At 68.6% G+C, this 22,503-nt stretch carries 26 protein-coding genes and 2 pseudogenes; 8 read left to right on the top strand and 20 right to left on the bottom strand.

Annotated features, from left to right (window positions below):
* Positions 1-36: 36 nt before the first annotated feature.
* Positions 37-504 (bottom strand): 23S rRNA (pseudouridine(1915)-N(3))-methyltransferase RlmH, encoded by a 468-nt coding sequence (gene rlmH / locus TY51_RS02155; RefSeq protein ID WP_042245249.1) that lies wholly within the window; start codon positions 502-504, stop codon positions 37-39.
* A 9-nt stretch (positions 505-513) separates the two neighbouring features.
* Positions 514-879 (bottom strand): ribosome silencing factor, encoded by a 366-nt coding sequence (gene rsfS / locus TY51_RS02150; protein WP_042245343.1) that lies wholly within the window; start codon positions 877-879, stop codon positions 514-516.
* A 358-nt stretch (positions 880-1,237) separates the two neighbouring features.
* Here rsfS and leuC point away from each other — a divergent pair, with 358 nt between their 5' ends.
* From leuC to TY51_RS02135, 3 genes are all read left to right on the top strand, one after another.
* Positions 1,238-2,656: a 3-isopropylmalate dehydratase large subunit gene (leuC, locus tag TY51_RS02145; protein ID WP_042245245.1), complete on the top strand. Its 1,419-nt coding sequence runs from the start codon at positions 1,238-1,240 to the stop codon at positions 2,654-2,656.
* A 7-nt stretch (positions 2,657-2,663) separates the two neighbouring features.
* Positions 2,664-3,269 (top strand): 3-isopropylmalate dehydratase small subunit, encoded by a 606-nt coding sequence (leuD, locus tag TY51_RS02140; RefSeq protein ID WP_042245243.1) that lies wholly within the window; start codon positions 2,664-2,666, stop codon positions 3,267-3,269.
* 112 nt (positions 3,270-3,381) lie between these two features.
* Positions 3,382-4,257 carry an endonuclease/exonuclease/phosphatase family protein gene (locus TY51_RS02135; protein ID WP_231558859.1) on the top strand — a complete coding sequence of 292 codons (876 nt, stop codon included), beginning with the start codon at positions 3,382-3,384 and terminating at the stop codon, positions 4,255-4,257.
* On the opposite strand, the gene TY51_RS02130 is transcribed toward TY51_RS02135, so the two are convergent.
* The 14 genes from TY51_RS02130 to fliL all read right to left on the bottom strand — a co-directional run bounded on the left by TY51_RS02130 (position 4,254) and on the right by fliL (position 15,232).
* Positions 4,254-5,483, bottom strand: coding sequence for an adenosylmethionine--8-amino-7-oxononanoate transaminase (locus tag TY51_RS02130; RefSeq protein ID WP_042245240.1), 1,230 nt, complete (start codon positions 5,481-5,483; stop codon positions 4,254-4,256). The genes TY51_RS02135 and TY51_RS02130 overlap by 4 nt on opposite strands.
* Positions 5,480-5,815, bottom strand: a complete 336-nt coding sequence (bioD, locus tag TY51_RS23885; RefSeq protein WP_197054604.1) for an ATP-dependent dethiobiotin synthetase BioD — start codon at positions 5,813-5,815, stop codon at positions 5,480-5,482. Before bioD (TY51_RS23885) ends, TY51_RS02130 begins: the two co-directional genes overlap by 4 nt.
* Complete coding sequence (bioD, locus tag TY51_RS23880) at positions 5,812-6,186, bottom strand: ATP-dependent dethiobiotin synthetase BioD (protein WP_197054603.1); 375 nt, start codon at positions 6,184-6,186, stop codon at positions 5,812-5,814. Before bioD (TY51_RS23880) ends, bioD (TY51_RS23885) begins: the two co-directional genes overlap by 4 nt.
* On the bottom strand, positions 6,171-7,304 hold the full coding sequence (locus tag TY51_RS02120) for an 8-amino-7-oxononanoate synthase (RefSeq protein WP_042245237.1): 1,134 nt from the start codon (positions 7,302-7,304) through the stop codon (positions 6,171-6,173). Before TY51_RS02120 ends, bioD (TY51_RS23880) begins: the two co-directional genes overlap by 16 nt.
* Before the next feature lie 15 nt (positions 7,305-7,319).
* A complete protein-coding gene (bioB, locus tag TY51_RS02115; protein ID WP_042245234.1) occupies positions 7,320-8,363 on the bottom strand; it encodes a biotin synthase BioB in 1,044 nt (347 codons plus the stop codon).
* 69 nt (positions 8,364-8,432) lie between these two features.
* Positions 8,433-8,804, bottom strand: a complete 372-nt coding sequence (locus TY51_RS02110; protein WP_042245231.1) for a hypothetical protein — start codon at positions 8,802-8,804, stop codon at positions 8,433-8,435.
* Positions 8,798-9,859, bottom strand: coding sequence for a flagellar type III secretion system protein FlhB (flhB, locus tag TY51_RS02105; RefSeq protein ID WP_042245229.1), 1,062 nt, complete (start codon positions 9,857-9,859; stop codon positions 8,798-8,800). The genes TY51_RS02110 and flhB overlap by 7 nt, the downstream gene beginning before the upstream one ends.
* A gap of 10 nt (positions 9,860-9,869) precedes the next feature.
* The gene (locus tag TY51_RS02100) at positions 9,870-10,625 is read right to left on the bottom strand and encodes a flagellar biosynthetic protein FliR (protein ID WP_042245226.1); all 756 of its coding nucleotides are present in this window, start codon (positions 10,623-10,625) and stop codon (positions 9,870-9,872) included.
* Entirely contained in the window at positions 10,625-12,724 is a 2,100-nt protein-coding gene (locus TY51_RS02095) for a flagellar biosynthesis protein FlhA (protein ID WP_042245223.1), read from the bottom strand. The genes TY51_RS02100 and TY51_RS02095 overlap by 1 nt, the downstream gene beginning before the upstream one ends.
* A complete protein-coding gene (locus TY51_RS02090; protein WP_052649666.1) occupies positions 12,721-12,996 on the bottom strand; it encodes a hypothetical protein in 276 nt (91 codons plus the stop codon). Before TY51_RS02090 ends, TY51_RS02095 begins: the two co-directional genes overlap by 4 nt.
* Positions 12,996-13,862: a flagellar motor stator protein MotA gene (gene motA / locus TY51_RS02085; RefSeq protein ID WP_042245220.1), complete on the bottom strand. Its 867-nt coding sequence runs from the start codon at positions 13,860-13,862 to the stop codon at positions 12,996-12,998. Before motA ends, TY51_RS02090 begins: the two co-directional genes overlap by 1 nt.
* Before the next feature lie 11 nt (positions 13,863-13,873).
* Entirely contained in the window at positions 13,874-14,416 is a 543-nt protein-coding gene (locus tag TY51_RS02080) for a MotE family protein (RefSeq protein ID WP_052649664.1), read from the bottom strand.
* Positions 14,409-14,759 carry a hypothetical protein gene (locus tag TY51_RS02075; protein WP_042245217.1) on the bottom strand — a complete coding sequence of 117 codons (351 nt, stop codon included), beginning with the start codon at positions 14,757-14,759 and terminating at the stop codon, positions 14,409-14,411. Before TY51_RS02075 ends, TY51_RS02080 begins: the two co-directional genes overlap by 8 nt.
* Complete coding sequence (gene fliL / locus TY51_RS02070) at positions 14,756-15,232, bottom strand: flagellar basal body-associated protein FliL (RefSeq protein WP_042245215.1); 477 nt, start codon at positions 15,230-15,232, stop codon at positions 14,756-14,758. The genes TY51_RS02075 and fliL overlap by 4 nt, the downstream gene beginning before the upstream one ends.
* A 117-nt stretch (positions 15,233-15,349) precedes the next feature.
* On the opposite strand from fliL, the gene TY51_RS23035 reads away from it, so the two are divergent.
* Genes TY51_RS23035 through fliP form a run of 5 tightly spaced genes read left to right on the top strand, consistent with a single transcriptional unit; the run spans position 15,350 to position 18,450 of the window.
* Positions 15,350-16,081 (top strand): hypothetical protein, encoded by a 732-nt coding sequence (locus TY51_RS23035; RefSeq protein WP_231558858.1) that lies wholly within the window; start codon positions 15,350-15,352, stop codon positions 16,079-16,081.
* Positions 16,069-16,926, top strand: a complete 858-nt coding sequence (locus TY51_RS23030) for a flagellar M-ring protein FliF C-terminal domain-containing protein (RefSeq protein ID WP_231558865.1) — start codon at positions 16,069-16,071, stop codon at positions 16,924-16,926. The genes TY51_RS23035 and TY51_RS23030 overlap by 13 nt, the downstream gene beginning before the upstream one ends.
* Positions 16,923-17,498, top strand: coding sequence for a hypothetical protein (locus TY51_RS02060; protein ID WP_042245212.1), 576 nt, complete (start codon positions 16,923-16,925; stop codon positions 17,496-17,498). Before TY51_RS23030 ends, TY51_RS02060 begins: the two co-directional genes overlap by 4 nt.
* Positions 17,486-17,743, top strand: coding sequence for a FliM/FliN family flagellar motor C-terminal domain-containing protein (locus tag TY51_RS02055; RefSeq protein WP_042245210.1), 258 nt, complete (start codon positions 17,486-17,488; stop codon positions 17,741-17,743). The genes TY51_RS02060 and TY51_RS02055 overlap by 13 nt, the downstream gene beginning before the upstream one ends.
* Positions 17,740-18,450 carry a flagellar type III secretion system pore protein FliP gene (gene fliP, locus TY51_RS02050; RefSeq protein WP_373960250.1) on the top strand — a complete coding sequence of 237 codons (711 nt, stop codon included), beginning with the start codon at positions 17,740-17,742 and terminating at the stop codon, positions 18,448-18,450. The genes TY51_RS02055 and fliP overlap by 4 nt, the downstream gene beginning before the upstream one ends.
* A 27-nt stretch (positions 18,451-18,477) precedes the next feature.
* On the opposite strand, the gene dxs is transcribed toward fliP, so the two are convergent.
* The 4 genes and pseudogenes from dxs to TY51_RS02030 all read right to left on the bottom strand — a co-directional run bounded on the left by dxs (position 18,478) and on the right by TY51_RS02030 (position 22,437).
* Entirely contained in the window at positions 18,478-20,403 is a 1,926-nt protein-coding gene (gene dxs, locus TY51_RS02045) for a 1-deoxy-D-xylulose-5-phosphate synthase (protein ID WP_042245208.1), read from the bottom strand.
* A 25-nt stretch (positions 20,404-20,428) separates the two neighbouring features.
* Positions 20,429-21,291: pseudogene (locus TY51_RS02040) on the bottom strand (polyprenyl synthetase family protein).
* Positions 21,291-21,527, bottom strand: coding sequence for an exodeoxyribonuclease VII small subunit (locus TY51_RS02035; RefSeq protein ID WP_042245205.1), 237 nt, complete (start codon positions 21,525-21,527; stop codon positions 21,291-21,293). Before TY51_RS02035 ends, TY51_RS02040 begins: the two are co-directional and overlap by 1 nt.
* Positions 21,524-22,437, bottom strand: a pseudogene (locus tag TY51_RS02030) (histone deacetylase family protein). The gene TY51_RS02035 and the pseudogene TY51_RS02030 overlap by 4 nt, the downstream one beginning before the upstream one ends.
* Positions 22,438-22,503: the final 66 nt, after the last annotated feature.

Genomic DNA, 22,503 nt, shown 5'->3' with positions numbered 1-22,503 from the left:
TTACGCGTCGCGGGCGGCGGCGGCAACCAACGTGACCTAGGCCCGGTGATAGGGCGATCCGGCCAGGATCGTGGCCGCGCGGTACAGCTGTTCGGCCAGCATCACGCGGACCAGCAGATGCGGCCAGACCATCCGGCCCAGGCTGATCTGCCAATCGGCCCGCGCGCGAAACGACGGGTCCAGCCCGTCCGCGCCGCCGATGACGAAACACACGTCGCGCGCCTGATCGCGCCAGTCCGCCAGCCGCGCCGCGAATTCGGGCGAGGTCGGCTGATCGCCGCGCTCGTCCATCATCACCACCGCCGCGCCGGGCGGGATGGCACGAGCCAAGAGCTCCGCCTCGGCGGCCATCGTGCCGGCGCGGCGATCCTCGACCTCGACGACGGACACGGCCGGCAGCCCAAGGCTGCGGCCGGTCTTGGCAAAGCGTTGCAGGTAATCGGCGACCAGCGCCGCCTCGGGGCCGGTCTTCAGCCGCCCCACGGCGGCGATGTCGATCCGCATGAGGGCGGATCAGTCCTGCGGCTGATAGCTTGACGGTTGGGCGGGCTCGCGCACGCGGGCCAGCGCATCGGCGGGCAGCCACATCTTTTCCAGCTGATAGAAATCGCGGACTTCCGGGCGGAAGACATGCACGATCACGTCATCGGTGTCGATCAGCACCCAGTCGCCGGCATCCTTGCCCTCGATCCGGGGGCTGCGGCCGGTGACCTGCTTCACGCGCTCGGCCAGCTTTTCCGCGATGGCGCCCACCTGGCGCGAGCTGCGCCCCGAGGCGATGACCATGTGGTCAGCAATGGCCGTGCGGCCGCGCAGGTCGATGGTGACGACCTCTTCGGCCTTGTCGTCATCAAGGGAATTCAGCACCAAAGCCAGCATGTCGTCGCTGGTATGCTGGCTGGTCTGCTGGGTCGAGGTCGGCCGACCGGCCGACGGGGCGTCTTGTGACAGGGTGTAGTCCTCCGGTCCGCGCGCCGATAGCCCCCGGCGCAGGGGTTCCCCCAACATAGCATCTTTTCGGCCCGTCTCAATCTCTCGCGGCATTTTCCTTGACATGCGCACGCTTGCCAGCGGGCGGATGCTGGCCTAATCTGGCCGGATGATGCGTTATTTCGACATTCATGATCGCGCGCGCCTGCCGGGCCGCTTCTACGGCGAGATGCTGGGCGTGACCGCGCAGGGCTGACGGCTGCCCGCTTGTCCGCCCCCCTTGCATCACAGCCGAAAGACCTCAGCCATGACCCCTGCACGCACGCTTTATGACAAGATCTGGGACGCCCATGTGGTGGACCGCCAGGAAGACGGCACCTGCCTTCTGTATATCGACCGCCATCTGGTCCACGAAGTGACCAGCCCGCAGGCCTTCGAGGGGCTGCGCATGACCGGCCGCACGGTCCGCGCCCCCGAACGCACCATCGCCGTGCCCGATCACAACGTGCCCACCACGCTGGACCGCCAGCAGGGCATCGACAACCAGGAATCCCGCATTCAGGTCGATGCATTGGACCGCAACGCCCGCGAATTCGGGGTGGTCTATTACCCGGTCAACGACATCCGCCAGGGCATCGTGCACATCGTCGGCCCCGAGCAGGGCTGGACCCTGCCCGGCATGACCGTCGTCTGCGGCGACAGCCACACCGCGACCCACGGCGCCTTCGGCGCGCTGGCCCACGGCATCGGAACCAGTGAGGTGGAACACGTCCTGGCCACCCAGACCCTGATCCAGGGCAAGTCCAAGAACATGAAGGTGGAAATCACCGGCCGCCTGGCCCCCGGCGTGACCGCCAAGGACATCGTCCTGCGCATCATCGCCGAAACCGGCACCGCGGGCGGCACCGGCCATGTCATCGAATATTGCGGCGAGGCAATCCGCAACCTGTCGATGGAGGGCCGCATGACCATCTGCAACATGGCGATCGAAGGCGGCGCCCGCGCCGGCCTGATCGCGCCGGATGAGGTCACCTTCAATTACGTCAAGGGCCGCCCCCACGCGCCGAAGGGCGCCCAGTGGGAGGCCGCCGTCGCTTTGTGGAAGACGCTGTTCTCCGATGACGGCGCGCATTTCGACAAGGTCCTGACCATCCGCGCCGAGGACATCGCCCCCACCGTCACCTGGGGCACCAGCCCCGAAGACGCCCTGCCCATCACCGCATCCGTCCCCGCCCCCGAAAGCTTCGCGGGCGGCAAGGTCGACGCGGCGCGCCGCAGCTTGGACTACATGGGCCTGACCGCCGGCACGCCCCTGACCGACATCGCCATCGACGCCGTGTTCATCGGATCGTGCACCAACGGCAGGATCGAGGATCTGCGCGCCGCCGCCGACGTGCTGCGCGGGCGCAAGCTGGCACCCGGCGTGCGCGGCATGGTCGTGCCCGGATCGGGCCTGGTGCGCGCCATGGCCGAGGAAGAGGGGCTGGACCGCATCTTCCTGGACGCCGGTTTTGAATGGCGTCTGGCCGGATGCTCCATGTGCCTGGGCATGAACCCCGACCAGCTGAAGCCCGGCGAACGCTGCGCCGCGACCAGCAATCGCAACTTCGAGGGGCGCCAGGGCTACAAGGGCCGCACCCACCTGATGAGCCCGGCGATGGCCGCCGCCGCCGGCGTCACCGGACGCCTGACCGACATCCGCGCATTCGCGCACGAACCGGCCTGAGGACATCATGGACAAGTTCACCACCCTGACCGGCATCGCGGCCCCCATGCCGCTGGTCAACATCGACACCGACATGATCATCCCCAAGCAGTTCCTGAAGACCATCAAGCGGTCCGGCCTGGGCGTGAACCTGTTCGACGAGATGCGCTATGACCGCGAGGGGCACGAAATCCCCGATTTCGTCCTGAACCGGCCCGCCTATCGCGACGCCCAAATCCTGATCGCAGGCGACAATTTCGGCTGCGGCTCGTCGCGCGAACATGCGCCCTGGGCGCTGCTGGATTTCGGCATCCGCTGCGTGATCTCGACCAGCTTTGCCGACATCTTCTTCAACAACTGCTTCAAGAACGGCATCCTGCCCGTGGTCTTGCCCCAGGACGCGGTCGACGCGCTGATGCGCGACGCCGAAAAGGGCGCGAATGCCCGCATCACCGTCGATCTGGCGACCCAGACCGTCACCGGCGCGGACGGCACGGCCTATGCCTTCGACATGGACCCGTTCCGCAAGCACTGCCTGATGAACGGGTTGGACGACATCGGCCTGACGATGGAAAAGGCCCCGTCCATCGACACGTTCGAACAGCAGATGGCCCAGGCCCGCCCTTGGATCTAAGGCGCTTGCCCTGCTGCTGCTGGCGACCCCGGCGGCGGCGGACACGCTGCGCATCGCCACCTGGGACCCCGGCCTGTCGCGTGACGGGCCGGGCCTTCTGCTGCGCGACATCATGGCGGACGATCCGCAGGTGCTGGCCGCGGCGCAGGTGATCGCGGGCATCGCACCCGATGCGATCCTGCTGACCGGGCTGGACTGGGACCTGGACAACCGCGCCCTGACCGCATTCGCCGACCTGCTGGCCGCGCAGGGCCACCCCATGCCGCACCGCCACGCGACCCAGCCCAATCGCGGCCTGCCTACCGGGCTGGACCTGGACGGCGACGGACGCGCGGGCCGGCCCCGCGACGCGCAGGGCTATGGCGCCTTCACCGGACAGTCCGGGCTGGCGATCCTGTCGCGCCTGCCCATCGCGGGGGTCACCGACCACAGCGCGACGCTGTGGCGCGACGTGCCGGGCAACCGGATGCCCGACAGCCCCCATGCCGACGTTCAGCGCCTGTCCAGCACCGCGCATTGGGACGTGGCGCTGACCACGCCAGCGGGCCCGCTGCACCTGCTGGCGCTGGCCGCCACCCCGCCCGCGTTCGAGGATCGCAATCCCGCCCGCAACCATGACGAGGTCACGTTCTGGCTGTCCCACCTGCCCGACGCGCCCTTCGCGATCCTGGGCAACCTGAACGTCGACCCGCGGGACGGCGACGGCGATCCGGCCACGCTGGCGGCGCTGGCGACGTCACCCAGGACCCCCAGCCGCGCGGCGCATGGCAGCCGCCGCAGACCGGCCCGAATGCCGCGCATCGGGGCGACCCGGCGCTGGACACGGCGGAATACGACCGCGCGCCGGGCAACCTGCGGCTGGACTATGTCCTGCCCGCTACCGGGCTGCGCGTCCTTGATGCAGGCGTCCTGTGGCCCGCGCCCGACGATCCGCTGGCCGAACCGGTCGCGCTGGCCTCGCATCGCAAGCTGGTCTGGGTCGATCTAGACCTGGAATGAGGTCACGGCCCCCCAGGCCGCATCCAGATCGTCCCCCGTGACGCAATAGGGCGGCAGCACATAGACCGTGTTCCCCAAGGGCCGCAGCAGCACGCCGCGATCCATGCAATGCGCCCGCATCCGCGGCCCGACCTCGGACAGATAGCCGCCCTGGGGCACGACCAGATCGGCCGCTGCGATGGTCCCGCATTGGCGGATGTTGGTGAACCGCCCGTCCAAGCCCGCCAGCCGTTCGGCCTGCATCGCCGTCAGCGCGTCCAACCGCGCCTGCATGGGGCTTGCCTGCCACAGCCGCACCTGCGCCAGCGCCGCCGCGCAGGCGATCGGGTTCGCAGTATAGCTGGACGAATGATAGAAGGTCCGCCGCCGGTCCGTGGACCGATGCGCGTCAAAGATCCGCCCGCTGGCCAGTGTCGCCGCCAGCGGCACCACGCCCCCGGTCAACCCCTTGGACGTGCACAGAATATCGGGCGCCACCCCCGCATGGTCACAGGCCCACAGCCGCCCCGTGCGCCCCCATCCGGTCATCACCTCGTCCGCGATCATCAGCACGTCATGCCGGTCGCAGATCGCCCGCAGCCCGGCCAGAACCGCGGGGGCATACATCCGCATCCCCCCCGCACCCAGGACCAGCGGCTCCAGGATGATCGCCGCCATCCGCCCCGACGCCGCCAGCGCCTCAAAGGCCGCCAGCGTCGCCGCCCCGTCGCCGTCCGGGAAGGGCAGCCGGTCCACCCCGAACATCAGCGGGTCATAGGCGGCGTTGAACACCCCCCGCTCGCCCACGCTCATCGTGCCGATCGTGTCGCCGTGATAGCTGTCCTCGATCACCGCGATCCGATGCCGCCCGTCGCCCTCGTGCCGCCAGTATCCCAGCGCCATCTTCAGCGCGACCTCGACCGCCGTCGATCCGCTGTCGCTGTAGAACACATGGTCCAGCCCCGCGGGCGTCATCGCCACCAGCGCCTCGGCCAGCTCCTCCGCCGGTGCATGGGTCAGCCCGGCAAAGATCACCTGGTCCAACCGCCCGGCGGTCTCGCGGATCGCCTCGACGATCTCGGGTTGGTTGTGGCCATGCGTGACCACCCACCAGCTGCTGATCCCGTCCAGCAGCGGCCCGCGATCGGTTTGGATATGCGCACCTTGGGTGCCGACGGCCCGCGGCGGAGCGGGTTCGGTCCCGTGCTGAAAGAACGGATGCCAGACGGCACTCATGCGAAATCCTCCGCCCGGAACGCAGCCTGCATGGCGGCGGACAGGCTGTCTCGGTTCAGCCGGTCCAGCACGGGCAACCGCCCCAGAACCCTGACCCGACCCAGATCGCCGATGGTCGCCATGTTGTCGTCATTGGCGGGACCGACAAAGGCCACGCCATGCACCGGCACCCCGCGCGCGCGCAGACTCTCCAGCGCGGTCAGGCTGTGGCTGATCGTCCCCAGCCCCGTGGCGCAGACGACGATCACCGGCACCTGCCAGCGCGCGAACACATCCGCGAACAGCACCTGCCGCGTGACGGGGACCAGCGCGCCGCCCGCCCCCTCGATCACCAGCCGCGCGCGCCCGGGATCGCCCAGACCTCCGGGTCCAGCGTCACGCCCTGCAGCTCCGCCGCTCGGTGCGGCGACAATGCCTCGCGCAGCAGCACGGCCTCGGGGTGGGTGCGCGCGCCCGACAGCCGCTCGACCTCGGCGCGGTCGGTGCCGGGTTGCGCAACGGCACCGTGCGTTGTCGGTGTACGCCCTGTGCTCCCGCTGTGCCCCCCCGGTGCATCGGCGGTGAGGGCGTCATTCGCCACATTCCCCGCCAGCCCGGACTGCACCGGTTTCCAGTACTCGGCCCCGATCAGACCGCACAACCCGGCCGCAAAGACCGTCTTGCCGACATCGGTTCCGGTGCTTGTGATCACAAATCGGGCCACAGATCCTCCAGCGTCTCGGCCAGGCGGATCACCTCCGCCCGCGTGGCATTCAGCGTCAGCGACACCCGCAACCGCGATGTCCCCTCGGGCACCGTCGGCGGCCGGATGCCGCGCACATCGAAGCCCCGCGCCTGCACCTGCGCCGCCAGCGCCATCGTCTGGGCATTGGGCCCGACGATCAGCGGCACGATCTGGCTGCCACTGACCGGCACCTGCGGCAGCCGCCGCGCCATCTCGGCCCCGAAGGCCGCGACATGCCCCGTCAGCGTCGCCTGCCGCCACGGCTCATCGCGCAGAATCGCCAGCGATTCCAGCCCCGCAGCCGCCATCAGCGGCGATGGCGCGGTGGCAAAGATGAAGGGCCGGCAGCGGTTCACCAGGAAATCGATCAGCACCCGCGCCCCGCAGATCAGCGCACCGGACCCGCCCAGGGCCTTGCCAAGCGTATGCAGCGTCACGACGTTGTCGCGCCCTTCCAAGTGATGGGCCAGTCCCCGCCCCCGGGGACCGAAGACGCCCGTCGCATGCGCCTCGTCAATCAGCAGAAACCCGTGCGCGTCCGCCAGGCGCATCAGATCGTCCAGCGGCGCCCGGTCGCCATCCATGCTGTAAAGGCTCTCAACCGCGATCCACACCGCGCCGGTATTGCCCGCGCGCCGCCATTCCGTGATCACATCCTCGGCGTGACCGACATCGCCGTGGCGAAAGCTGGCGACCTCGGCCCGTCCGGCCCGTGTGCCCTCATGCGTGCTGGCATGCGCCAGCGCATCCATCAGCAGCAGGTCACCCCGCTGCGGCAATGTTGTGATCACGGCAAAGTTCGCGACATAGCCGCCGCCGAACCCCAAGGCCGCCTCGGCCCCAAAGAACCGCGCGGCGGCATCCTCGAACCCGGCCTGCTGGTCGGTGTTCCCGCGCAGCAGGCGCGACCCGGCCGCACCCACAGGCACGTCCCGATCCAGCGCCCGGACGACCGCGGCCCGCATCCGGTCACTTTGCGCCAGGCCCAGGTAATCGTTCGACGAAAAGTCGATCCCCCGGCGTTCAGCCAGACTGCGCAGCCGAGCATCGCCCGCCAGACCCTGCAGGTCGCGTCGATAGATCGCCAGCCGGTCCAAGCCGCGGCCCCGACCCTAGCGCAGGATCGGAATGGCGGGATCGGCGGCCAGCAACGCGGCGCGCCGCGCCGCGTCGGGGTGATGTTCATGCGCCTGCATCGGCTGCAGGCCCAGCTTGGCAAACAGGCGCATGTCGCTCTCTTCCTCGGGGTTGTCCTTGGTCAGCAGCGTGTCGCCCACGAAGATCGAATTGGCGCCTGCGAAAAAGCACATCGCCTGCATCTCGTCCGACATCGCGGTGCGGCCGGCGGACAGGCGGACATGGCTGCGCGGCATCATGATCCGCGCAGTGGCGATCATGCGCACGAAATCGATGGGGTCCACAGGGGCGGCATCGGCCAGTGGCGTGCCCTCGACCGGGATCAGCATGTTGATCGGCACGCTTTCGGGCGCGACGGGCAGATTGGCCAGCGTCACCAGCATGTCGACGCGGTCCTGCGGCCCCTCGCCCAGGCCCAGGATGCCGCCGGAACAGACCTTGATCCCGGCCTGCCGGACGGTGTCCAGCGTATCCAGCCTGTCGGCAAAGCTGCGGGTGGTGATGACGTTGCCGTAATGCGCCTCGGAGGTGTCGATGTTGTGGTTGTAATAGTCCAGCCCGGCATCGGCCAGCTGACGCGACTGGTCCGCATCCAGCATGCCCAGGGTCATGCAGGTCTCCATCCCCAGGGCCTTGACCCCCTCGACCATGGCGACGATCTGGGGCATGTCGCGTGCCTTGGGGCTGCGCCAGGCGGCACCCATGCAATAGCGCGTGGCACCGGCGTCCCGCGCCCGGCGCGCCTCGGCCAGCACGCGCTCGACCTCCATCAGCTTGGACGCCGACAGGCCGGAATCGTGGCGGGCCGACTGGCTGCAATAGCTGCAATCCTCGGGGCAGCCGCCGGTCTTGATCGACAGAAGGCGGCTCAGCTGCACGCGGTTGGGGTCGAAATGCTGGCGATGCACGGTCTGCGCCTGAAACAGCAGATCCATCAGCGGCAGGTCGAAGACCGCGCGCGCGCCCTCGGCGGTCCAGATCTTGCGGTGGCTGTCGGTGTTCGGATCGCTGTGCAGCATGGCTTTTCCCCGTGGCTTGGCACCGTGCCTAGCATCCCGGTCGCAGCCTGTCCAATGCCGCCGGGGGGGTCAGTATTTCTCCTTGCGGCGGCGTTCCGCCTCGTCCTGGCCCAGGTTCAGCAGCGCCTCGGCCCGGCCGAATTCGCGGGCCGCCTGTTGGCGGGCGATCTGGAACCGGGGCAGCATCCGCTGCAGCTCCTGGTCGGCATGGCGCAACTCGCGCGCGGCCCGCCCGGCCTGGGCATTGGCGATGCGCGCCTCTGGCAGGGTCAGGGGGGCGGTGCTGTCATAGCTTTGCGCCAGCGCTGCCTGCAGCGAATCGATGCGCTGACGCGCGACCGTCATATGGGCGTTGAACGCCGCGAAGGTCTTGAGCTGTCGTTCGGCCTTCAGCCGCGCGATGCGTTCCAACTGCTGCAACTGCTTGATCTTGTCTACCATCCGGCACGGGCCTTCTGTCGCATCTTTTCGGCAAAGCGGATCGCGGCGGCGACGGCGGCGAAATGCGCGCGGTCGATCTCTTCTCCGACCTTGACCTGCGCGTGGATGGCGCGGGCGCAGGGCGGGTCGGACCAGATCGGCACACCCGCCTCGGTCGCCTTGGCGCGGATGCGGGCGGCGACCTCGTCGGTGCCCTTGGCCACGCAGACGGGGGCGCGGCCGGACCCGCGCGACCATTTCAGCGCGACGGCGTAATGGGTCGGGTTCACGATGATCACGTCGGCGGTAGGCACGTCGGCCAGCATCTGCTTCATCGCGATGTCGACGGCGCGCTGACGGCGGGCGCCCTTCATGTGCGGATCGCCTTCGGAATCCTTGAACTCGTCCTGCATCTCCTGCCGGCTCATGCGGTTCTTGCGGCGGTGGTCGAACCATTTCCAAAGCATGTCCGGCACCGTGAAGATGATCGAGACGACCAGCCCCAGCATCAACACCTGCCCCAGGATCGTGCCAAGCGCCGCCACCCACTGCCCGTCCGCCATCGCCGAGGCCGCGATCCGGTCCAGCAGCGACACGAACAGGAACCAGCCCCCCACGCAGACCAGCCCGGCCTTGCCCAGGGAAAACGCAAAGGTCACCAAACCGTCCTTGCCGAATTTCTGCGCCGCGTTCTTGACCGGGTTGATGCGCTTGATGTCGAAGGCCAGCTTCTGCGGCGAAAAGATCAGCGCGCGCGTGGCGATCAGGCCCAGCAGGATCGCCCCCATCACCAGCGCGGCTAGACCGATCGTGGCCGTCGCCGCATAGGCGGCCAGCCCGCGCGCGATCGGGGCGGGGCCGCTGTCCGCCCAGCCTTCGGCACCCAAGGCCCGCGTGGCCATGGCCAGCCATTGGCGCACCGCGAACCCGGCCATGACCGCAAAGGCCAGGAACGCGCCCAGATACATCATCGTCACGTTCAGTTCGGTGGACCGGGGAATGTCGCCCTTTTCACGTGCGCGCTGCAGCTTCTGGTCGGTGGCCTCGAACTGCTTGTCGTCGGTATCCTCGCTCATCCGCGGTCCCTCATGGCAATGCCGGCAGCATGAAGCCCAGGACCGCATTGGCCCAGATGCCGACCAGCAGCGGCGCCAGGATCACCAGCCCCATCAGCGCCAGCAGGATGGACGCGGGCGCACCGATGAACACCACCGGCAGGGCCGGCATCACCCGGTTGATGACCCCGGAGAGCGCCTGGTACAGGAACCCGCCCAGGGTGAAGGGGGCTGCCAGCATCATCGCCAGCCAGAAGCTGTCGGCGACCATCCGCACGATGGCCATCACCAGCCCCTCGACCTGGGGCAGGTCGGCGGGCGGCCACAGGCGCAGGCTGTCGGCGATCAGCTCGACGATCATGATCGGCAGGCCCATCGCCATCAGGACCGCCATGCCGGCCAGGTGCAGCATGTTGCCGATCGGATGGGGCGACATCTCGTTCTGGATGCCCATGATCTGGGACAGCGAGGCGGTCGCGGCGATGGCCGTGGTGGCGATGTCGATGGCGATGGTCAGCAGCCGCAGCATGATGCCCGTGGCAAAGCCCAGCACCATCTCTACCCCGATCTGGGCGATCATGCCCAAGGGCTGCGCGGGCATCTGCGGGCCGGGCGCGATGCCCGACAGCAGCGGCGCCAGCGCCAGCGCGATGGCGACCTTGACCCGGGCCGAGATCACGCGTTCGCCCAAGCCCGGCAGGGCCACCACGCAGGCCTGAACGCGGACATAGACCAGCACCAGCGCCCAGTCCAACCCCGGGACGATGGCCTGCAGCTGGTCCCACATCACGCGGCCTCGACCGTGCCCAGCAGGCGCAGTTCCGCGGCGGGGTCGATCTCCTCCAGGCCGAGGACCGGGACGGCCATGCCGTTTGCGCCCAGCACTGCACGCACCATGCGACGACGGTGGTCGGGTGCGACCAGCACGGTGCGCGCGACCGGTTCGGCCAGGGACAGGGCGCGGCGCACGGCCTCGACCAGCTTCTTGGACATGGCGGGGGTCATGGCCCCGCCACCGGCGCGGCCGGTTTCGGCATCGGCGCGCACGAACTCGGCCTCCCATGCGGGATGCAGCTGCAGGGCGGCGATGCGCCCGGCCTCGTCGGAGTATTGCTGGGTGATCTGGCCACGCAGACGCTTGCGCACCAGCTCATAGATCGTCTCGGCCGATTCCACGCTGCGGAATTCGCAGATGGCATCCACGATCAGCGGCAGGTTGCGGATCGAGATCCGCTCCTCCAGCAGGGCGCGCAGAATTGCCAGCAGAGTTTCGGGGGTCACCTTGTCCGGCATCATCGCGTCGAAATACTTGCGATAGCGTTCGGCGCGGCCGGTATCGGACAGGGTCTTCAGCTCCTCGATCTGACGCTGCATCGCGCCCAGGGTCAGCAGTGCGGGCAGGTTCGCCTTGACCACCTCCATCAGGTGCGTGGACAGGACCTCCATCGGGGTGACGACGGTGGCGCCCATGGTGGCCGCGTCCTCCTGGTCCGCCGGATGGATCCAGCGGGCGGGGCTGGAATAGACCGGCTCGCGGACGGCCACGCCGCGCAGGTCGGCCAGCACCGCATCGGGACCAAGCGCCAGGATCTCGGCCGGGCGCAGGGTTCCGCGGCCGCGGATGACACCGTGAATGCGGATCTGATAGTCGCCGGGCGGCAGGTCATCGGTGTCGGTGATGCGCACGTCCGGCAGGATCAGGCCAAAGCTGCGGGCGATGTGGATGCGCAGGTTGCTGATGCGGCTGCCCAGGCCCCGCGCTTGGTCCAGCGCAGTCACTATCAGGTCCGACCCGATCTCGACGCTGATGTCGTCGGTGTCCAGCACGTCGCCGATACGGGCGGCGGGCTTGATGCCGCTGTCGCCCAAGGGCAGGTCGGGCAGCGTCTCGGCCGCGATGCGCTGTTTCTGCGCGATGCGCCAGGCCATGTAGGCCATGCCCGCCGCTATGCCTAGAAACAGCGGTTTCGGCATCCCCGGCACCAGCGAGATCACCACCATCGCCGCCGCGACCATCGCCGCCGGCTGCCAGCTGCGCACGAACTCGTTCGACATCAGGCCCGCGGTGGTTTCCGTGGCGCCCCCCCGCGACAGCAGCAGCGCCGCCGCCATCGAGGTGATCAGCGCCGGGATCTGGCTGACCAGCCCGTCGCCGACCGTCAGGTGGGAATACGTCGCGGCCGCCTCGCCCAGGGGCATTCCGTGGATCGTGATCCCGACGACCAGACCGATGCACAGGTTGATCAGCGTGATGACGATCCCCGCCACCGCATCGCCCTTGACGAATTTCGACGCACCGTCCAGCGAGCCGAAAAAGCTGATCTCGCGCTGTTCCTGGATGCGGCGGCGTTTCGCCTCCTGGTGGTCGATGGCGCCGGCGTTCAGATCGCCGTCGATGGCCAGCTGCTTGCCGGGCAGCGAATCCAGCGCAAAGCGGGCCGCGACCTCGGCCATCCGGCCCGAGCCCTTGGTGATGACCATGAAGTTCACGACCGAGATCACCGCAAAGATCGTGATCCCGACCAGGATCGATCCCCCTGCCACGAACTCGGCAAAGCCGTTGATGACGGCACCCGCGGCCTCCTTGCCGTTCTGGCCTTCGGTCAGGATCAGCCGGGTCGACGACACGTTCAGCGACAGCCGGATCACCAGGCTGACCAGCAGCAGGACCGGGAACGCCTGAAAGTCGGTCGGTTTCTCGACCAGCGAGGCCATGACCAGCACCATCACGGCGGTGGCGATGGAAATGGCGATGCCGAAATCCAGCACGCTGGCCGGCAGCGGGATGACCATAGAGATGACGACCAGCACAAGGCCGCCCGTGACAAGCAGGGGCGCATCCAGGATCTTGGTGGACTTGCCCGGAAGGGCGGCGATGGGGGTCATTCGCGGGGCTCCGTTCTGGTGGCCGCGGGGCGCAGAAGGTCGTCAAGCGACCAGGGACGTTCTGTCAGCAGTCCGATGCGACGAAGATAGGCGATCGCCTGCAGCCGATCGGCGCTGTCCATCTGCAGCAGTGTCACGCGATAGTCGCGCGGCAGCCCCTGCCCGGTCAGCAGCCATTCGTCGGCGGTGCGGCGGAACCCGTCCAGACCGGCGGCGGCGACCGGACCGGCGGTCAGGCAGGCGATCAGGAACAGCGGGCCGATCCGGGTCATCACGCGGCCTTCTTCAGCTCTCTCAGGGCGCCTTCCAGCGTGTCGAAGCTGGGACGCACATGTTCGGGGACGGTCTGGCGACCGACCTCGACGCACAGGGTGGTGGCGTGCTGATGCAGGCCCGCGACCAGGACCGACTTGACGACCTCGTAAAAGCCCAGGTCCTGCTTGACGACGGCGCCAAGCCGGTTGGCCAGCGGCGCGACGAAACCATAGGACAGGAACACCCCCAGGAAGGTGCCGACCAGCGCCCCGCCGATCATCTTGCCCAGCACCGCGGGCGGCTGATCGATCGAGGACATGGTCTTGATCACGCCCAGAACCGCTGCCACGATCCCTAGGGCGGGCAGCGCGTCGGCCATGTTCTGCAGCGCGTGGGGGACGTGCATCTCCTCCTCCTTGAGGACGGCGATGCGGCGGGACAGCATGTCCTCGACCTGATAGGGATCGTCATAATTCAGGCTGGCCGAGCGCAGCGTGTCGGCAATCAGCGACACGACGTGATGATCCGCCGCCAGCTTGGGATAGGCGGTGAAGATCGGCGATTCGCCCGGATTTTCGATGTGCTGTTCCAGCGCCACCGGGTTCTCCTTGGCGATCTTGAGCAGCTGGAACATCAGGCACAGCACGTCCTGATGATCCTGGGCGTTCCATTTCGGACCCTTGAACGCGCGGATCAGTCCGCCCAACGTGGCCTTCAGCGTATGGGTGTCGTTGCCCAGCAGATAGGCGCCGACCGCGGCGCCCATGATCATCATCATCTCGAAAGGCAGCGAATGCAGGATCACGCCCATCTTGCCGCCGGCCAGAAGATAGCCGCCGAAGACCATGACGATGGTAAGGAAGATTCCGACGAAACCGAACATTGCGGGGTTCCTTATGGGTTGCGGACGCTGCGCGCGCCCATCTGGGCGGTCAGCAGGGCGGCCTGGCGGGGCTCGACCGCGGCGATGATGCGGGCGCCGGCCTCGGGCTGGACGCGCATCAGGATCTCGGCCGCGAAATCGGCGGGAAGGTTGGTCAGGATGGCGGCGGCCTCGGCGGGCTTCATCTGGTCGTACAGCGCGATCAGACGGTCGATGTCGGTGCGCACCGCCTGGGTCGCGCCGTCCTGGCGGGCGGTGATGCTGCCCTTCTGGGCGCGCAGTTCGGCCAGGCGTTCGCGCAGCGTGGTTTCCGCCTGCGTCAGCTCGGCCTTCCGGGCGTCGATGGATTCCATGTAGCGTTCGATGCGCAGCGCCCGGTCGCGCAACTCCTCGGCCAGGGCCACGGCCTCGGGGACGTCGCCGCAGCCGTCCAGCAGGTCGGTGGGCGCGGCCACGGCGGCAAAGACCCGCGACAGGTCCTGGCCCTGCAAGATAATCGCGGCGGCCGGCAGCGCGAACAGCAATGTCAGCGCGGGCAGAAGATGCCTAGCCATGGGACACCTCGCGCTTGCGCAGGCGACGACCCGAGGGCATCGGCTGCGGCGCCTCGGAGGCGGCGGCGCCGATCCGCTGGCGCAAATCCCAGATGGCGCGTTCGCGGCGCGCGGTCTCGATCTCCTCGGCCAGGCGCTCGCTGGCGGCGGTCGCCTCGTCGCGGGCGGACCGGATGGCGCGTTCCAGCCGGTCGACCTCGGCGGCCATGACCGCGATGGCGCCGCCCAGACCGCTTTCCAGATTGTTCATCCGCCGCAGCCGCCGCGCCAGGGTGGCGCAGAACACGCCAAGCCCCAGACAGGCCACCAGCAACAGGATCTGCATCAGTTGTTCCAGGGTCATTTGAATCGAAACTCCGTGATCAGAAGGTCCTTGACCGGCTCCTCGCCCAGGACGAAGCGGGTGCGCGTGACCAGTTCGGCGCGGATCACCTCAAGGACGCCGCGCTTGTCATAGGCCGCCGGATCGACGCCCGAGAGGAAGGTCGTGAACGCGTCCGACACCCGCGGCATCAGGTGGGTCACCTCGGCCTTGTGGGTGGTGTCGGTCTCGATCGTGGCGGACAGGACCAGGCTGCGGGCGCGGCCGCCGGGGATGACGATCTCGATCGTGGGGATGTCGATGAACTCGACGGTCATGTGCTCGGTCGATTCGACCGGCTCGGCGGGGCCCGACAGCATGCCGGATGGCGACCAGAACCCCAGATAGCTGGAGGCGAATCCCGCCCCGCCCAGCACAAGCGTCGCCACCAGCGGGATCAGCAACCCCTTCTTTCCGCGCGGCTTTTCGGGTGCCGCCGCAACAATGTCGGTCATCGTGATTCTCCGTCCTGACCAGACCGAAATATCAGGTCGCGACTAACCAAATCTTAACGTGGCCCATGTCATTTCAGGGTCAGACGACCATGACGCGATGATTCGAAAGGAACGGTTTTGCAAAAACTGCAGGACTACTGGAACGAGCGAAGCTCTCGACAGCGGATGATCCTGGGGGCGGCCTTTCTGGGGACGTTCCTGGTGATCGCGGGGTTCGGCTGGATGGCCAGCCGCCCCAGCATGGCCCTGATCTATGGCGGGCTGGACAGTGCCCAGGCCGGCGAGGTGATCGCCGGCATCGAACGTGCCGGCGTCCCCTACGAGGTGCGCGGCGATGCGATCTATGTCGCCTCCGATCAGCGCGACCGCCTGCGCATGGACCTGGCCGCCGAAGGCCTGCCCGCCGCCGGCAGCACCGGATACGAGCTGCTGGACGGAATGTCGGGGTTCGGCACCACATCGCAGATGTTCGACGCCGCCTATTGGCGTGCGAAGGAGGGAGAGCTGGCACGCACCATCCTGGCCCTGCCCAATGTCCAGACCGCCCGCGTCCACCTGGCGATCGAGAATGGTCGCGGATACCGCCGCGACCAGAACGGCAGCGCGTCCGTCACCCTGACCACCAGCGGTGGCACGATCACGCGCGAACAGGCCGCGGCGCTGAAATACCTGGTGTCGTCGGGCGTGCCGGGCATGCAGCCCGACCGCGTCACCGTCATCGATTCGCAGCGCGGCATCATCGCCGCCACCGAAGACCAGAGCGGCGCCGACCGCGCGGCCGAGATGAAGCGCAACGTCGAACGCATCCTGGAACCCCATGTCGCGTCGGCAATGCCATCGTCGAGCTGAACCTGGACCTGCTGACGGAGACCGAGCTGCTGACCGAACAGCGCTACGACCCCGAGGCGCGCGCCCTGATCTCGACCGTGACCGAGGAGACGACGGACGAAAGCAACTCCACCGGGACGGGGGCGGTCACCGCGGCCTCGAACCTGCCCGACGCCGAGGAACAGCCGGGCGACACCAGCCAGAGCAGCCGCGCCGAAAACCGCACCCAGTCCAACTTCGAGGTCAGCCGCACCACGCGCGAGGTTCAGCGCCAGCCCGGATCGACTCGCCGCCTGACCGTCGCGGTCCTGGTGAACGGCGTTCCGCAGGCCGGTGCCGACGGAGAGACAGCCCTGACCCCCCGGTCGGAGGCCGAACTGCAGACGCTGCGCGAGCTGGTCGCGTCCGCTGTTGGCTATGACGAGGCGCGGGGTGACCAGATCACCGTCAAGTCGCTGCCCTTCGCCACCCTGGGCGAGAACGGCACCCTGGCCACGCCGGGCTTCCTGGATCGGCTGGCGCTGAACGATCTGGCCCGCATCGCGCTGATCGGCTTTTTCGCGCTGGCGGTGATCCTGATGGTGCTGCGCCCGATGATGCGCAACCGCGCACCCGCCCCGGCGCCGATGCTGGACAACAGCCTGCCGCCGATGCCGCCGATGATGGACGGGCTGACGGGCATGATCGACGACGAGCCCTCTCTGGACAACCCGCGGATCGTGCCGATCGATTTTCCGGGCCTGGACCAGCTGGCGCTGCCGCCCGCAGACCCGGTCGCCCGGCTCAAGGCGATGATGAAGGACCGCCATGACGAAAGCGTCAAGATCCTGTCCGGCTGGATCGACAACAAGGAGAAGGTGAATTGAGCCTGGCGATCTTCAAACTTGAATCCTTTTCGAACGCTGTCGCGGCGCGCGGGGTCGAGGTGACCTATACGCAGGCCGACCTGGACCAGGCCTTTGCCGACGGCATGGCGCAGGCCAGCGCGCAGGCCCAGGACGACCAGCTGCGCGCCCTGGGCGCCAGCTTGGAACAGGTCGCCGCGGGCCTGGCGGCGGACGAGACCCGCCGCCGCCAGCTGCGCCAGGAGGCCGTCGATGCCCTGACCCCGATCCTGCACCAGATCCTGGACCTGATGGCGCCGCCGCTGTCGTCGCGCCGGCTGGAGGAGGCCCTGCAGACGGAACTGACCCATCTGGCGCAGCGCGCAAACCCCGTCGGCCTGCGCATCGCGTGCAGCGATCGGCTGGCCGACATGGTCCGGCGCTGCCTGACCCAGGCAGGCCTGCAAGGCATCGACATCGCGCCGGTGCCGCAGGACCTGATCACCGTGACGCTGCAGGGCGGCCACATCGACTTTACCCCCGACAGCATCGCGGGCGACATCCGCGCCCTGATCGCGGAAATCACCCAGGAGGACAGCACATGGACGCACTGAAGCATCTGATCGACACCGACACCATTCAGGTCGAGGTGACCATCCGCCTTGGCCGCACGCGCCAGACCGTCTCGCAGCTGTCCTCGTTGCGCGCCGACGACATCCTGGTCCTGGACCAGGCGATCGAGGACGGGGTCGAGATCTGCGTCGGCGACAAGGTCATCGCGCGGGGCGAGCTGACCGGCGACGGCTCGGCCGAGGACCGGCTGTGCGTGCGCGTCCTGGGCGCGACGGGGGCGGCGTGATCCGCGCCGCGGCCCTTGTCGCGGTCGCGGCCCTGCTGCCCACGCCGCTGTGGGCGCAGGATCTGGGCGGCGCCCTGGGCGCAGGTCTGGGCGACAATGCGGTGATGCTGGTCCTGGTGCTGACGGCGCTGTCGCTGGCGCCGGGCATCGCGATCATGGTGACCGCATTCCCGTTCATCGTGACGGTCCTGTCCATCCTGCGCCAGTCTATTGGCCTGCAGCAGTCGCCGCCGAACATGCTGATCGTCAGTCTGGCGATCTTTCTGACCTGGTTCATCATGGACCCGGTCCTGCGCGAGGCATGGACCGTCGCGGGCCTGCCCCTGCAGCAGGGCCAGATCGACATCAGTGAGGCGTTCCAGCGCGGCATCGTGCCGTTCGAGGGGTTCATGGCCGCGCGCACCGACCCCGACACCTTGGCCAACCTGGCCGAGATCGCCCCCGGCACCGGACCCGACGACCGCCTGTCCGTGCTGATCCCATCCTTCATGCTCTCCGAAATCCAGCGCGCGTTCGAGATCGGGTTCCTGATCGCCCTGCCCTTCCTGATCATCGATCTGGTCGTGGCGGCGGTGCTGATGTCGATGGGCATGATGATGCTGCCCCCGGTGGTGGTGTCGCTGCCCTTCAAGCTGGCGTTCTTCGTCGTCGTGGATGGCTGGGGGATGATCGCGGGCGCGCTGGTGCGCAGCTATGCGCCCGGCTGACCCCCACGGGGGATCAGCCGACAGGTATCAGGCGCGGTCGGTGCGCCGCGCGGCCAGTGACTGGACGCCCATCACGGACAGGACCTTGTCCTCGATATGCTGGGCGTTCAGGCAGCTGCTGTCATACATCGCCCGCGGCGCGTCATGGTCGACGAACGCGTCCGGCAAGACCATCGACCGGAACCGCAACCCTTGGTCAAAGGCGCCCTCCTCGGCCAGCAGATGCGCGACATGGCTGCCGAAACCGCCGACAGCGCCCTCCTCGATGGTGATCAGCGCCTCGTGATCGCGGGCCAAGGCCAGGATCAGATCGCGGTCCAGCGGCTTGGCAAAGCGCGCATCGGCCACGGTCGGGGTGATGCCGCGGGCCATCAGCGCCTCGCGGGCGGTCATCACCTCGGACAGGCGGGTGCCGAAGGACAGAATGGCCACGCCCTTGCCCTCGGCGATCATGCGCCCCTTGCCGATGGGCAGGATCTGGCCACGCTCGGGCATCTCGACCCCGGTGCCCTCTCCGCGCGGAAAGCGGAAGGCGATGGGGCCGCTGTCATGGGCGGCGGCCGTGGCGACCATGTGGACCAGCTCGGCCTCGTCGGCGGCGGCCATCACCACAAATCCCGGCAGGTTGGCCAGGAACGCGGTGTCATAGGCGCCCGAATGGGTCGGTCCGTCCTGGCCCACCAGACCGGCGCGGTCGATCGCGAACCGCACTGGCAGGTTCTGGACCGCCACGTCATGCACGATTTGATCATAGCCGCGCTGCAGGAAGGTCGAATAGATCGCGACGAACGGCTTCATGCCCCCCGCGGCCAGACCGGCGGCAAAGGTCACGGCATGCTGTTCGGCGATGCCCACGTCGAAACAGCGCCGCGGGAACCGCTGCGCGAACTGTTTCAGGCCCGTCCCGTCCGGCATGGCGGCAGTGACCCCCAGGATGCGGTCGTCGTGACCGGCCTGATCGATCAGCGCCTGCGCAAAGACGGCGGTATAGCTGGGCGCGTTCGATTTGGCCTTGGCCTGCACGCCGGTGATCACGTCGAACTTGGCGGTCGCATGACCCTTGTCCGCGGCGGCCTCGGCCGGGGCATAGCCCTTGCCCTTCTTGGTCACCACGTGGATCAGGACCGGCCCGTCAGCCCGCGCCCGCACGGTGCGCAGCAGCGGCAGCAGCAGTTCCATGTCGTGCCCGTCGACCGGGCCGATATACGAAAAGCCCAGCTCCTCGAACAGGGTGCCACCGACGGCCATGCCCTTGAGCATCTCCTTGGCGCGGCGCGCGCCCTCCTGCAGGGCGTCGGGCAGCAGGCCCACGGCACCCTTGGCCGCGGCCTTCAATTCCTGGAACGGACCGCCCGCATAAAGACGCGTCAGATAGGACGACATGGCGCCGACCGGGGGCGCGATGGACATCTCGTTGTCGTTCAGGATGACGAACAGGCGCTTGCCCTCGTGTCCCGCGTTGTTCAGCGCCTCATAGGCCATGCCCGCGCTCATAGCGCCGTCGCCGATGACCGCGATCGCATCGCCCGGATCGCCGCCCAGTTCCCGCGCCATCGCAAAGCCCAGGGCCGCGCTGATCGAGGTCGACGAATGCCCCGCCCCGAACGGGTCATAGGGGCTTTCCGTCCGCTTGGTGAACCCCGCAAGGCCCCCGCCCATGCGCAGCGTGCGGATGCGGTCGCGCCGCCCGGTCAGGATCTTGTGCGGATAGCACTGGTGGCCCACGTCCCAGATCAGCTTGTCGCGCGGCGTGTCGAACACGGCATGCAGGGCGACGGTCAGCTCGACCACGCCCAGGCCCGCGCCCAGATGGCCGCCGGTCACGCTGACGGCGCTGATCGTCTCGGCCCGCAGCTCGTCGGCAAGCTGGCGCAGTTGCGCATCGGTCAGGGTCTTCAGATCCGACGGCAGGCTAACGCTGTCCAGAATCGGCGTCTTGGGTCGATCGGTCATGGCTGGCCCTCCTCCGGGGCGGGCGTCAAGTGTCGCGCTCGATAACGAAACGCGCGAGATCGTGCAAGTTCCCGGCGGCATCACCATATTGCGACAGCGCATCGGTGCCCACGGCGACACGTCGCCGCGCCTCGGCTTGGGCGCCGGCCAGGCCCATCAGCGACACAAAGGTCGCCTTGCCGGCCCCGGCATCCTTGCCGACGCGCTTGCCGGTGACGGCCTCGTCACCGGTCACGTCCAGGATGTCGTCGCGATCTGGAAGGCCAGGCCCAGGGCCACGGCATAACGGTCCAGCGCCACGGGGTCGTCGCCCGCGATAAGCGGTCCGGCGGTCGCGGCAAAGCGGATCAGCGCGCCGGTCTTGCCGCCCTGCAATTCGGTGATGGCGTCCAGGTCCAGCGGCGTGCCCGCCGTTTCCGCCGCGATGTCCAGCGCCTGCCCCCAGACCATGCCCGCAGCCCCCGAGGCCTGCGCCAGCGCCGCCACCAGCCGCACCTGGGCATCAGCCGCGCCGATGCGCGGATCGGTCAGCAGCTGAAACGCCAGCGTCTGCAACGCGTCGCCGGCCAGGATCGCGGTCGCATCGGTCCACTTGACATGCACGGTCGGCTGGCCGCGCCGCAGGTCGTCGTCGTCCATCGCGGGCAAGTCGTCATGGACCAGGCTATAGGCATGCAGCGCCTCGACCGCCGCCGCGACCGGCAGGGCGGCATCGTCGGACACCCCGTGCAGGCGTGCCGATTCCATCACCAGAAAGGCCCGCAGGCGCTTGCCCCCCTGGACCGCATAGGCCATCGCATCGCGCAGATCGCCGGGCGGCAGCGCCGCGATGGCGCGGTCCAGCTCGGCCTGAACCTCGGTGCGGACACGCGCAAGGCGGTCCTGCATCACAGGCCCTCGACGGGGGTGGTGCCGGCGGGCTGGCCGTTGGCGGCCAGGGTGATCTTCTCGACGCGCTCCTCGGCCTCGCGCAGGCGGGTCTCGCAATGGGCACGCAAGGCGGCACCGCGTTCGTACAGCGCGATGGATTCCTCCAGCGTCGCCTCTCCGGTCTCCAGCTTGCCGACCGTGGCCTCCAGCTCGCGCATGGCCTCCTCGAACGAGAGGGTGTTGATATCGCTCATGCGTCGGCCTCCAGCAGCACATCGACATGGGCCCGCACGCTGCGGCCCAAGGCGTTCAGATCATAGCCGCCTTCCAGGCAGGATACCACCGGGGCCCCGCCCGCCGCGTCCAGGATCTCGCGCGTCAGGGTGGCGTAATCGTCGTCGTCCCACTCCAGCTGGGCCAGCGGATCGTCGCGATGCGCGTCGAACCCGGCCGAGATCAGCACCAGCTGCGGCGCAAGGTCGCGCACCTGCGCCAGCGCGCCGCGCCATTCCGACAGCGCCAGCACCCCGTCCGATCCCGGCGACAGCGGCAGGTTCACCACCTGCCCATGCACGCCCCGTTCTGACGCCGCGCCAGTGCCGGGCCACAAAGGCGACTGCTGGCTGCTGACGAACAGCACCCGCGCCTCGTCCCACAGCAGGGCTTGGGTGCCGTTGCCGTGATGCACGTCGAAATCCAGCACCGCGACCCGTTCCAGCCCGTGATGATCCAGTGCCCGTTTCGCCGCGATCGCCACGGTGCCGAACAGGCAGAACCCCATGGAAACCTCGGCCTCGGCATGGTGCCCCGGCGGGCGCATGGCGACAAAGGCCGACCGCGCCTCGCCCGCCAACACCGCATCGACCGCCGCGCAGGCCCCGCCCACGGCACGCAACGCGGGCTCCAGGCTGCCCGGCGACAGATGCGTATCGGCATCGATCTGGCGCGTGCCCGTCTGCGGCACCGCATCGCGCAGCCCCTGCAGATAGGCGGCCGGATGGCACCGCAGCACCTCGCATCGTCGGCCACGGGCGCCTCTCGCCGATCCAGCGGCAGGCCCTCCAGCGCCGCCATCACGGCATCATATCGCGCCACCTGCTCGGGGTGGCCGTCGGGCGTCACATGGCGGCGGGCGCTGTCATGGGAATACAGGATCACGGTCATTCATCTCCTCCGGAAGAACAGGCTAGAAGCCCCCGCGCATCCCGACAACCCGCCATTTCTCTGTTG

It is taken from the genome of Paracoccus sp. PAMC 22219, from assembly GCF_000787695.1.
Classification (GTDB): domain Bacteria; phylum Pseudomonadota; class Alphaproteobacteria; order Rhodobacterales; family Rhodobacteraceae; genus Paracoccus.
Note: the sequence above shows the minus strand (reverse complement) of the source record. Positions and strands in the feature narration are given on the sequence as shown.